The 11,820-nt window shown below is 61.7% G+C and carries 10 protein-coding genes and 1 tRNA gene; 9 read left to right on the top strand and 2 right to left on the bottom strand.

Annotated features, from left to right (window positions below; genetic code table 11):
* Positions 1-205: 205 nt before the first annotated feature.
* From EP837_RS06340 to EP837_RS06330, 3 genes are all read left to right on the top strand, one after another.
* Positions 206-1,777, top strand: a complete 1,572-nt coding sequence (locus tag EP837_RS06340; RefSeq protein ID WP_066525534.1) for a hypothetical protein — start codon at positions 206-208, stop codon at positions 1,775-1,777.
* 10 nt (positions 1,778-1,787) lie between these two features.
* Positions 1,788-2,339: a S24 family peptidase gene (locus tag EP837_RS06335; RefSeq protein WP_066525533.1), complete on the top strand. Its 552-nt coding sequence runs from the start codon at positions 1,788-1,790 to the stop codon at positions 2,337-2,339.
* 134 nt (positions 2,340-2,473) lie between these two features.
* Complete coding sequence (locus EP837_RS06330) at positions 2,474-2,746, top strand: hypothetical protein (RefSeq protein WP_066525530.1); 273 nt, start codon at positions 2,474-2,476, stop codon at positions 2,744-2,746.
* A gap of 129 nt (positions 2,747-2,875) precedes the next feature.
* Here EP837_RS06330 and EP837_RS06325 read toward each other — a convergent pair whose 3' ends face one another.
* Positions 2,876-4,069: a calcium-binding protein gene (locus tag EP837_RS06325; protein WP_066525528.1), complete on the bottom strand. Its 1,194-nt coding sequence runs from the start codon at positions 4,067-4,069 to the stop codon at positions 2,876-2,878.
* A 745-nt stretch (positions 4,070-4,814) separates the two neighbouring features.
* Here EP837_RS06325 and EP837_RS06320 point away from each other — a divergent pair.
* The 5 genes from EP837_RS06320 to EP837_RS06300 all read left to right on the top strand — a co-directional run bounded on the left by EP837_RS06320 (position 4,815) and on the right by EP837_RS06300 (position 10,979).
* Positions 4,815-6,965 (top strand): type I secretion system permease/ATPase, encoded by a 2,151-nt coding sequence (locus tag EP837_RS06320; protein ID WP_066525526.1) that lies wholly within the window; start codon positions 4,815-4,817, stop codon positions 6,963-6,965.
* Complete coding sequence (locus tag EP837_RS06315) at positions 6,962-8,356, top strand: HlyD family type I secretion periplasmic adaptor subunit (protein WP_066525523.1); 1,395 nt, start codon at positions 6,962-6,964, stop codon at positions 8,354-8,356. Before EP837_RS06320 ends, EP837_RS06315 begins: the two co-directional genes overlap by 4 nt.
* A 106-nt stretch (positions 8,357-8,462) precedes the next feature.
* Entirely contained in the window at positions 8,463-8,765 is a 303-nt protein-coding gene (locus EP837_RS06310) for a hypothetical protein (RefSeq protein WP_066525521.1), read from the top strand.
* An 86-nt stretch (positions 8,766-8,851) separates the two neighbouring features.
* Positions 8,852-9,925, top strand: a complete 1,074-nt coding sequence (locus EP837_RS06305) for a hypothetical protein (RefSeq protein ID WP_156518412.1) — start codon at positions 8,852-8,854, stop codon at positions 9,923-9,925.
* A complete protein-coding gene (locus EP837_RS06300) occupies positions 9,900-10,979 on the top strand; it encodes a nucleotidyltransferase family protein (protein ID WP_197486318.1) in 1,080 nt (359 codons plus the stop codon). The genes EP837_RS06305 and EP837_RS06300 overlap by 26 nt, the downstream gene beginning before the upstream one ends.
* Positions 10,980-11,084: 105 nt before the next feature.
* On the opposite strand, the gene EP837_RS06295 is transcribed toward EP837_RS06300, so the two are convergent.
* Positions 11,085-11,171 (bottom strand) — tRNA-Leu (locus tag EP837_RS06295).
* 151 nt (positions 11,172-11,322) lie between these two features.
* On the opposite strand from EP837_RS06295, the gene EP837_RS06290 reads away from it, so the two are divergent.
* Positions 11,323-11,796: a hypothetical protein gene (locus tag EP837_RS06290; RefSeq protein WP_066528844.1), complete on the top strand. Its 474-nt coding sequence runs from the start codon at positions 11,323-11,325 to the stop codon at positions 11,794-11,796.
* Positions 11,797-11,820 lie beyond the last annotated feature (24 nt).

The raw sequence follows: 11,820 nt of genomic DNA, 5'->3' as shown, positions 1-11,820 counted from the left end.
ATGTTCTGCGTGTCCTCATTCGTTAGGGGCTGTGACGTCTTCATGGACGATGAGGACTGAAAACGGTTCCGGACCATCGCGATGAACCCTCTGGTGCCACACCCTCTCAAAATAATCCGCTTTACCGCAATAAATGCACATTGTACTGTAATATAAGCGCCTGCCAGGTAAGGCTGCGTGTAGGAGTTTGGAGAGATGACGGCCCATGATTGAAGACCTCGCATTGTCGCCCGGTACGCGATACCGGATTGTCGCGCCCAACGGTGCCGTCGTGCGGGCGGGCGTGGCTAGCGATAGCCGGCAACTTCATCATCTGCCCAGCGGAGTGCTGGTGGTGTGTGCGGAACGCGGGAGGGACGTCGGCGGCCGCCAGTGCGTCCGCATCGCCAGCCCCGCCGGCTGGGTGAATGCTGACGCGCTCGGCCCTGTTCCGGCGGTGGTGAAGGCCACGCTGGATTACGACACCTTCACCGCGCGACATCGGCAGGTCTCACCGGGCGACCATTATGGACTTGAATTTCCAATCGATCTTGCGGGACTCCGGGAAGCGGGGCCGGCCTTCCTAACCGCCGCATTTCGGGCATCTGGCGCGCTCTCGGCAGACAATCGCGTTACGCAGATCGTTTCCCTCAACAAGCTGGACATTCGCGGGGCGTCGGAAAACGGCCTGCTCACCTTGGCCTATGCACGGGACGAGCCTGGATTGCAGACGCACCTGTTCGTAAAGTTCCCGCCGGCCGACGCTCATCACAAATATGGGCTTCTCCGCCTGTCCGATGGCGAGATTCGAATGGCTCGTTTGTCGCGCGAACGGCAACTCCCCGTCACCGTCAGCCGCTATTATTTCGGCGACCATAGTTCGCATACGGGAAATTATATCCTCATAACGGAACGGGTTCCATTCGGCGTCGGCACCGTCGAGCCCGCTTATCGCAAGGGCTACGATCATGAGGTGCCCTGCGTAGAAGAACATTATGCGGTACTTACGCGCAACCTTGCCCGCTTGGTGGCGGCGCATAAGCGCGGCGACCTCGGCCATGATCTGGAAGAGATTTTTCCCTTCGCCGCCGCTGCGCGCGATTTCGAGCCGATCGCGCACCCCGAGCCCGCGCTCGATCGGCTGATCGACTTTATCGGCCGGGTCGCGCCGCACCTATTCGCACCAGAGGTGACCCGCCCGCAGTTCCTCGCGAGATGGCGCGAGGATGTGCTGTTCGGGTTGGAGCACAAGGATGCGGTGCTCGCCTACCTGCTGTCAGATGTCGATTATACCGGCTTGTGTCACATCAATTTAAATGTCGATAATGCCTGGTTCTGGCGGGACGAGGGGGGCCAACTTCACGCTGGGTTACTCGACTGGGGCGGCGCGGGTCAGGCGAGCCTCGCCCAGGCGCTCAGTGGCATGATGATGATGCCTGAGCCGGAAAAGCATATCGAGCTGGTGAACCGCATGATCGATCTCTTCATTGAGGAGTGCAGCGCACAGGGTGGTCCCTCACTGGACCGAGCGGAACTGCATTTCCAATATAAGGCGTCTGTCTATTCCACCGCCATTTTCATGTTCATCACCATTTTATCGGAAGCCCTGAAGGATTTCCCTGAAGACTATTTCACTTCGATGGAACACCGGATGGATCCCCGCTTGCTGGAAGGCGGCTTCTACAGCGCGATAGTCTGGATCGACAACATGTTGCGCGAGTGGCTCGACCCGTTGACACCGGGAGAGGCATGCCGTCGGATCGTCGCCGTCTGTCGGCTATTCCCTGTCGTCGCGTAGCATCGCGAAATTGAAGGAGGCGTTTCCTGAACCCTTCGCCATGTGTGAGGCGATCGGAACCACGCCCTCGTCCACGGTTGCTGCTCCGGTCATGCTGAAGGAAAGGCCCCTGTCTTTTTCGATGCCAAACCAGCGGCAAATCCCGATTTACGCGGCATCGCTCCTGTTTCCTGCCGAGGAGAGCCTGTCGTTGGCAGGCGAGCTGGAGATTTGGGAAGGCGATCTGGCCCGGCCCGCGGCCTTCATGTCGCCTCCGTTCGCCCTGGGGGATGCAAACCGCTATTTCGCTATCTACATTCCCAGCGAAGCGATGGAACCGCGTTTCCGGGCAGGAGAGCGCATCATTCTCGACAGGGTAAAGCCTGCCTCGATAGGCGCTGACGTGTTGGTGCAGTTGCAGGACGATGGCGCGCTGTCGCTTTGGACGATAGGCAGGCTGAGCGCGCGAGACTGCAATCTCATTAGCCTGACCCAGCATCGCGACAAGGTTACTGCGTCCATCCACCGCAGCAGGATCAGACATATCTTCCCAGCCATCGGGATGATCGACGACGACGCTTGAGTTGATCGAAGGTTAGGCCCTGGCTCTACCCGGCGTTGCGGGCACCTATACCATTGGATATCATCCTTGTTTGCAATCGGTCGGCAACCCGCGGGGTGGTAGCGTTCGCCATTCGAGTGTCGCAGGAGTTTGTCATGACCGAGGATGATGCCCCCGTTGGTGTGAAAGAAGATCGACGCCGTTTTCTTCAGAGCTGCGGGCGTTTCGCAGTGACCGTGCCGCCTGCGATGACGATCATGCTTTCGACCTCGCTGACGTCCGCAGCGATTGCGGCCTCAAGTGGCGGCGGCGGGGGCGGTGGCGCTGACGGCGGCCGCGATGGCAAGGGCCATGATGGCGTCGATTCGCTACAAACCCGCATCAACCCGCCTGACGTCCCTGGCTCTGCTCATCCAGAGAGGCACTGAATCGGCCGCCCGGCTGGCGGCAGGCACCCGTTCGGCACTCGCTACGACCAAGCAATGCTGCCTAGTGCATAATTGTTGATCTCGGGCCGCCCGTTTCAGAGCGGCCCGATTACTTTTGCGAAAACAGGTTCAGGCGAAAAGAAAATCGCTTGATGAAAAATTCTGCGCCGACAGCGTGGCCGTAGGGTCTGCAATGTCGATGCTGAACTTAACCCCGGCCGATGTGACCACGTCCAGCAGCACGTTGCCCGATGCGCCATTCCGCGCGAATATGGTGCCCGGTGCCCCGCCCGCTGCATATTTGCTGACGCCCAGCTTCTCCAGCACGATGCGATCCACGCCGTCCTCGAAATCCTGGATCTGGTCGCCGCCGTCCAATGCTCCAGCGCCCTTGAAGACGAACCAGTCAGCGCCCGCGCCGCCCCACAGCTTGTCCGCGCCAAGTTCGCCCGTCAGCTTGTCGAACCCGGCATCGCCGTGCAGCTCGTCCGCGCCGTCGCCGCCCAGCAGCAGGTCATCGCCGTCACCACCATAGAGGATATCGACACCCGCCTCGCCGTTCAGCGAGTCCGCGTCCGCTCCGCCGTCGAGAAAGTCATTGCCTGCTCCGGCTTCCATCGTATCGCGGCCTGTGCCGCCATAGAGACGATCCATGCCCCATTCGGAATCGAGAATGTCATCGCCTGCGTCGCCGTAGAGGAAATTATTGCCGTCACCGCCATCAACGCGATCATTGCCGTTGCCGCCGAAGACATGGTCGTCGCCTGACTGGCCCTTCAACTTGTCGTTGCCGTCCTCGCCGTAGATCCAGTCATTACCAGCGCCGCCGCCCACAGCCTGAGACGTCATCAGTCCGGTCGCCGGGTTGATCTCGTTCAGGAAGCCATCGTCGCCCGCGCCGGCATAGATGATATCGTCGCCAGCACCACCGTCGATATAATCGCGACCGCCTCCGGCATAGATGGTGTCGTTGCCGATATCGCCCAGGATCTGGTCATGGCCGTCGCCCCCCTCGATCCAGTCATTTCCTGTGCCGCCCGACATGATGTTGTTGCCGATACCGCCATAGAGCCGGTCATTGCCATCGCCGCCGTCGAGCTTGTCGTTTCCGTCTTCGCCCCAGATCTGATCATCGCCTAGGCCGCCCTTGATATAATCGACGCCGCCCTGGCCGTGCAGAATGTCGTGGCCGTCGCCGCCTTCAATATAATCGTCGCCCAGATCGCCCCAGATTTGATCGTCGCCTGCGCCGCCATAGATGCTGTCGGCTAACGTCGTTCCCTTCAGCAGGTCATTTATGACCGTTCCGTTTATGCGCCCCATTCCGCTTCTCCCAAAATCTGCGTGCAGCCCTCCCCGGGCGGACCGGACGAATGACCACAGATTTATGAACGCTATATTTACAGGCTGAATCGAAGATGCTGCTGAAGCATGTCCATCGCAAGATAACGGCAAATCGTTACGAAATCGCATCGGAAAATTGTCTTTTATTATCAATGAGCGGAGCTTCGGTTCCTGAGGGATTTTTCCGTTCGTCTGATCAGCAAGCCGAATGGACGCACCTTCATCCATCCGGTTGCTCACAAAATGTGCAGAAAACCTGTCCTATTGCATCAGGGACTCGATCGGTGCGTCGCCATCTTCCAAGCAGTTCGTTGTTTTTAGTAGATAAATCATATTTTATTTAAGTGCGTGCGGAAAAATCAGTGGTTCCAGGCTCATTGACTGAATGTTATTCCGTGCATCATCTGGAACGCGCTGCACTTAACTGTTGAGCAGTTCACCGTAAATTTATGGTCTTCTGTCATTTCAACGGCTCCATCAACTTGACGCTAGCTGGAGCAGGAATGACAGCGCTGTTTGACCGATCGGAAATGCACGGCTGCGTCAGTTATTCTGCGCGCATGCTGACAGGCGTTCTGGCCGGTCCTCGGGGTGGGAAATTTCAGAAAATGCCTCTGTGCGGCTCGGGTCTGCATGCCCCATGCGGTGAGCCAAAACCAGCGATCGGCGGGCGCTGGGCCAGTATCTTTGCGACTCCGTCCGCTGCGGAGCTGAACGACGGACGATGAACGCACAAGCCGCTGATCGACAAGGTAAGCGCGTGCCGCCTGCAGATAGCGGGCCGGCCGCTTTGGCGGCCTTGCTTGGCATGCACGGCATTTCCGCCGACCCAAAGCTATTGCGGCACGAATTGGGTCATTCCGATCCGCTCGATACGCGCGACATGCTTCGCCTGGCCAAGCGTCACGAAGGGGTTCGCGCCCGCGCCGTGGAGCCCGGCGGGGACCGTCTGAAGCGCGCTGCCTTGCCTGCCTTGGCGCGCGGAACGGACGAGTGGTTCATCATGGGCCGGGTCACGGACGACGGCGTCATGATCCACCGTCCCGGCGAAGGCGTGCAAAAGATGACGCACGACGCGCTTGGCGATATCTGGTCCGGCGAACTCGTGCTGATCGCCACGCGCGCCGGCGTCGTTGGCGCCAAGCCGCGCTTCGACCTGCGCTGGTTCATTCCCCAGATCGTGCGCTATCGCCGCCTTATCGGTGAAGTGCTGCTCATCACCTTGTGCCTCAATTTGCTGGGCCTTGCGGCGCCGCTTTTCTTCCAGAATGTGATCGACAAGGTGCTGGTCTATAACAGCATGGCGACCCTGCAGGTCCTCATGCTCGGCTTTGTGATCGTGTCCTGCTGGGAGGTCGCCTTCGGCTGGCTGCGGACGCGCATCTATTCCGAAACGAGCCAGAAGATCGATGTTGAGCTTGGATCCCGGCTGTTCCGCCATCTGATGCGCCTGCCGCTCGCTTATTTCGAAGGGCGGCGCGTCGGCGATACCGTGACGCGGGCAAGGCAGCTTGAATCCATCCGCGAGTTCCTGACCAACGCGTCCTTGTCGGTCCTGGTCGATCCGCCATTCACCATCGTCTTCCTGATCGCGATGTGGCTCTATTCCCCGATGCTCGCCTGCGTCGCGATGCTGACGCTGCCTGCCTATTTCGCCGTGTCCTTCATGGTCACCGGGCCGTTGCGCCAGAGGTTGAGCGAGAAGTTCGAACGCAGCGCGGCGACCAACGCCCTCCTTATCGAGAGCGTCTCGGGCATGCAGACGATCAAAGCGGCGGCTGTCGAGCCGCAATGGCAGCGTCGCTGGGAGATGCAGCTGGCCTCCTACAGCGCCGCCAGCCAGCGGGCGATCAATCTCGGCAACGGCAGCAGCCAGATGGTGCAGCTGATCTCGAAGCTCAGTCTTGCTGCCATTCTCTATTTCGGTGCGAAGGAGGTCATCGCCGGAACCTTGTCGGTGGGCGGGCTGGTGGCGTTCAACATGTTCGCGCAGCGCGTGTCTGGCCCCGTGATCCGCATGGCTCAGCTGTGGCAGGATTTTCAGCAGGTGCGGCTCTCCGTCGATCGGCTGGGGGAGGTGCTGAACGCGCAGCCGGAGCCCAGCTCGACGTCCCGCCTGGCGCTCCCATCCATGAAGGGCGAAGTCCGGTTCGAAGGCGTCCGCTTTCGTTATTCGGACGAGGGCCCGTGGATCCTGCGCGACATCAATCTCGCCATTCCCGCCGGTGGGTCGGTCGGCATTGTCGGCTCCTCGGGATCGGGCAAATCGACGCTTGCCAAGCTGCTGCAGCGCATGTACCTGCCCGCCGGCGGCCGCATCCTCGTCGATGATATCGACATTGCGCAGGTGGAGCCCGCATGGCTGCGGCGGCAGATCGGCGTGGTCCTTCAGGAAAATCTGCTTTTCAATCGCAGCCTGCGGGAAAATATCGCACTGGCCGACCCGGCGACGCCCCTGCCGCAGGTCATCGCGGCGGCGAAATTGGCGGGCGCGCACGACTTTATCATGGCGCTGCCGCACGGCTATGACACGATGATCGAGGAACGGGGCGTCAACCTGTCGGGAGGGCAGCGGCAGCGCATCGCAATCGCCCGCGCGCTCGTCACCAAGCCCCGCATCCTGGTCTTCGACGAAGCCACATCGGCCCTCGACGCAGAGAGCGAGGCGATCATCCAGAACAATCTTCAGGCCATCGCCCGGAGCCGAACCGTCCTCATCATCGCCCACCGCCTGTCTGCGGTGAGGACCTGCGAGACGATCATCGCGATGGAGAAGGGGCGGATAGTCGAGCGTGGAACCCATGAGGAGCTGATGGCGCTCAATGGCCGCTACGCCTTGCTCTTCCGCTTGCAAAATGGGCTGACGGAAGAATGACGAGCCTTGCGAACCACTGGGCGATGGCGCGCCAGCTGATAAAGGAAGAGAAGGCGCGCAGCCGGTCGATGACGCAGGTCGATGATGTCGATTTCCTGCCCGCCGCTCTCGAGATAATCGAACGCCCGGTATCTCCAACAGCCCGCTATACCGCCATGATCCTTGCCGCAGGGGTGGCGATCGCCATTTTATGGCTGATCCTCGGGCGGCTGGACATCGTCGTATCGGCGGCGGGACGCCTGGCGCCGACGGATGCCGTGAAGGTCATCCAGGCTGCAGACGGCGGGGTCGTGCGCGCGATTCTGGTGCGGGAGAGCCAGCCTGTCAAAAAGGGGCAGGTGCTGGTGGAGCTGGACCCCACCTTGTCTTCAGCAGATACGGCGCAAGCGCAAAAGGCGCTGGAGACCGCGGAATTGCAGGCGGCGCGGAGCAGGGCGGTCCTGTCATCGCTCGATGGAAAGGGCCTCGTCTTTCTCCCACCGCCGGGCACGCCTCAGTCCGTTGTCGATGTTCAGACGGCGCTTGCGCGGGCGGAGCTGGAAAATATCCAGGGGAGTTCCTCGATGCACGACGCAGAGCGGCAGGCGGCAAGTTCAGCCTATTCCGAAGCGATGCTGCAGACTGCCAAGATCAGCGAAACGCTTCCCCTTGTGGAACAGCAGATCGAAGCCAACCAGAAGCTGCTCGCCAAGGGCTATGTCTCCAAACTGCGTCTGATCGAGATGAACCGGCAGCGGCTTGCCCTGATCAAGGACAGGGAGATCGCGCAAGAGACGGCGCGAAAGGCGCGCGCCCAGATAGCGTCGGTCAGCGGTAATATCCGCCAGTCGGACGGCGCAGCGCGGGCGAAGCTGTTGCAGGACCTGGCCCAGGCGGAAGCGGAGGTGCGCCTGCGGCGGGAAGAGCTGGTGAAGGCGAGCCGCAGGTCCACCTTCCAGCGGCTGGTGAGCCCAGTTGATGGCACGGTGGCGCAGCTTTCCCTGCATACCGTGGGCGGCATAGTGGATGTGGGTAAGCCATTGATGGTGATCGTCCCTGCCAAAGGGCAGCTCGTGGCGGAGGTCAAGATGCTCAACAAGGATGTGGGCTTCGTGCGCACCGGCCAGGACGTAGCGGTGAAGGTCGCCGCCTTCCCCTTCACCCGCTTCGGAGTCGTGTCGGGCAGAGTCGAAACCATAAGCACTGATGCTATTCCGGATGAGAAGCTGGGGCTGGTCTATGTGGCGAGGGTCGCTTTGGATCGGACATGGCGCACGCGCGACGGTGGCGAGATTTCCTTGATCCCCGGTATGGAGGTAACTGCCGATATCCGCACGGGAAGGCGGAGCATCGCAAGCTATCTGATCAGCCCGCTGCAAGCGACGGCGGCCGAGGCTGGACGGGAACGCTGACGCGGCTTTGGGCGCGTTATACCTTCTGATATACCCCGCCATAGCACTGCGCCCCGCGCCGGGCAGGTGGTAGTTTCAGCCAACCCTGCATTAAAGGAGGCTACCCTTGGCTGAGGAACCTACCATCCTGTCCGCGGTCGAAGACCGGCGCCGTTTTCTCATGAACTGCGGCCGCTTCGCAGCGACTGTTCCACCGGCGATGACGATCATGTTATCGACCTCCCTTTCCTCTGCTGCGATCGCGAAGTCGAGCGGCGGCGGCGGTGGCGGCCATGGTCATGGACCCAAGGGCAATAACGGCGTCGGCAACGGCCCGGACCCGCAGCCTCCGGGCAACCCGCCGATCAACGACGGCCCCGGCACCGGCCCCGGCAATCCGGGGAACAAGGGCGGCGCGCATAAACCCTGACCTTGTACCTCAGCGACGAAATGGCAGATGGGCGGAGCGCCCGTGACGGGGCTGAACTGATGCTGCGCCTTACTCCGGGGACCTCGATGACTTTCATCGACGACCAGCCGATTATCGTGTCGCGGTCCCGCCATGCCCTTTTCGAGCTGAACCAGATCGCCGGCTATATTGGGTGCCGCCTGGAAGAGGGTGTGAGCCTGCCGCAGCTTGCGCAGGAGGTTGTCGAGCGCGGGTTCACGCCCGCATCGGCGATGCTCAAGACCGTGTTGGCGGACTGGTCCCAATCAGGGCTGGTGCATGCCACCAACCGTCCGCCCGTCTCTTCTCCCCTCCTGCTCCAGCAAATATCGCTCGGCGGGCGCAGCGTCGTACTCCGGTATCATGACGAAGCGCTGGTTCGGCATGTCGCCCCGCTGTTCACTCATTTGCAGGCGCAGGTATCCGACCGCCCGATCGACGCGACCTATCATCTCTGGTCAGCCCATGACTTGTGCCTGTTCAGCCGCGATGAGGGCCATGCTTCGGTCTTGCAGCTCAATCAGGCGGCAACCATCGTCAAGGCGCAACTCACACAGGACATCATCAACGATCCCCGCTGGAGCTTGGCCCTTCATGCAGGCTGTGTGAGCCGCAACGGGCAGGCGTTGCTGCTGACCGGCCATCCCGGCGCTGGAAAGACCACGCTGATCTCCTGGCTGCTCAAATGCGACTTCGCCTATCATGGCGACGATATCGTCATGCTGGACTCGCGCGGAAGGGTGCAGGGCCTGCCTTTCCTCCCAACGATCAAATCCGGTGCCTGGCCCATGATGGGGTTGCGTTATCCGGGCCAGCTTGAGACCCAGGTTCACTGGCGGCCTGACCGCCGGCGGGTGCGCTACCTCTCTGTGCCCGCCATGGCAGAGCAGAGTCCGGTGCCGGTCGGCTGGATCGTCAAGCTACGGCGGGTAAGAGGCGCGCGCGCGCAATTGGTGCCGCAGCATCCCGCCGCGCTCATCAAACATCTTCTCTCGGAAGCCGCCTCCGCCAGCGGTGAGGCCGATCCGCTCGCACTCGACACGCTGATCCGGACCGTAAGCGCGGCACGGACCTGCGAACTTCATTATGATGATCTGGACGAGGCGGCAGCGCTGCTTGGCACTTTCTGTGGCGCGGCTTGATCCCCTTCACGGGCTGCTCGCCTGCCTGCGCGGAGAGATGCCTGCCGTTGCCGATTGGCCTGCGATCATCGCTCTTGCCAACAAAACGCTGTGCAGTCCCACCGTCGCGACGCGGCTGCGCGACGCCGGACGCCTGGCGGACGTGCCACCCGACGTTCACCTGTTCCTGGGCGAGATGGAGAGCCGTAATGCCGAGCGCAACGATCGGCTCCTGGCCCAATTGGATGAAGCGGCTGCGGTGATGAACGCCCATGGCGTTCGCCCGATCTTGCTGAAGGGCACCGCCTGGCTCGCCCACAGCCCGCCACAGCAGCGATCGGGCCGGATGCTGGCGGACATCGATCTTATGGTTGCGGCGGATCGCTTCAGCGCCATGATCGAGCAGCTTTGCAGCATTGGCTATCAGCCGGAGTCGCTGGATCTTCCGCCGGGCGTCCCTGCCGTCCTTTCACGGCCACAGGATGCCGCGACGATCGATCTCCACTCCGAATATGGCAGCCCCAGCACGCTCTTCTACCGCTACGACGATCTCGCAAGCGCGGCGAGTGAAGTGGATCTGCCCGGCAGCATGGTCCTGCTGCCGTCTCCCGTCGCTTGCACCGCCATCCTGCTGCTGCACGACCAGCTCAAAGGCCGCGATTATCTGCGGGGCCGGATCGATCTGCGCCACCTTCTCGACATGCAATCCTATACCGCGCACTTTGAAGAGGCGGATTGGACGGAATTGAACCGGCTGTTCGGCTCGGCCTATGCGCGCAACGCGATGCGGACGCAGCTGCTCACCGCCCGTAAATTATTGGGACTGAAGGTGCCCCGCTCCCTTACGCGCGGCGTCCGCGCGCGGCTGCAATATGGGCGGCGGCTGATCCAGCTGCGGTGGCCCGGCACAGCGCCGCTCCTCACGCTGCTGTCGCTGCTTGACCCCTGCTACCTCGCGGCGCGGCGCGCTTCGCGGCGAAAGGGTGGGGACGGGACATCCTTGGAAGGCGCGGGGCTGCCCCGGCGCGACAGCCTTGAGCGGCTTTTCATCCGCAATGAGTTGGGGAAAATCTAGGAAGCGGCACTGTCCGGCGCTTCAGCCAAGAACAATCGGTCATAAACGACCAAGCGGCATCTCCAACGCGACGCCGGTTCTTTCCGCTTCTCCCGAGAGAAGAAATGGTGCGGTCGAGAAGACTCGAACTTCCACGGCCTTTCGGCCACAACGACCTCAACGTTGCGCGTCTACCAATTCCGCCACGACCGCACATTTTCCGGGGAACCGGCGGGGCCGGTGCCTTGGTAGGAGGCGGCCCTTAGCAAAGGCTTTGGCCCCATGCAACAACCGATCTTCATGCGCGTTTCTTTTGCCGGTGGTGATGACGAACAGGGCGCCGGGCGCAAAAGGAGAAGGTCGCATGTCTGCCCGTTTCTGGTTGTTCAGCATGGCGAGTGCAGGAGCGGCGCTGGCGGGCGGTCTGGCGCTTGGCCTTTATGCGACGACGCCGCCGCGCATCGCCTTCACCGACGCGGAAATACCCTATTCCGCGCAGCAGGAGAGCGCCTCACAACCGGACGTCACGGGTTTGAGCGGGCCGACCGATATTAAGTGCCAAGGCTGCGGCCCGACTTTGGCGGACCGGCAGATGGCGGCGATGATGGGCGGGGGATGGAGCGGCTATGACGATCCTGCCGTACGCGACTATATGGCGCAGGAATATTCCGCCGACGACGATGCGCCACTGCCGCAAGATTATGAACAGCCGACGCCGGTCCGGCTACCCGCGAATATCGAGCGGTTTGCAGCAGGCGAGAGTGACGGGTCCCAGCCGGTTCAAATCGCCCAAGGCAGCGTAGCTACGGCTTCGCCTGTGACCGCCACCTCTTATTGAAGGGTAGGGTCGGAAAGGGGGCCT

Origin of the sequence: Sphingobium sp. EP60837, from assembly GCF_001658005.1 — a bacterium.
Lineage (GTDB): Bacteria > Pseudomonadota > Alphaproteobacteria > Sphingomonadales > Sphingomonadaceae > Sphingobium > Sphingobium tyrosinilyticum.
Note: the sequence above shows the minus strand (reverse complement) of the source record. Positions and strands in the feature narration are given on the sequence as shown.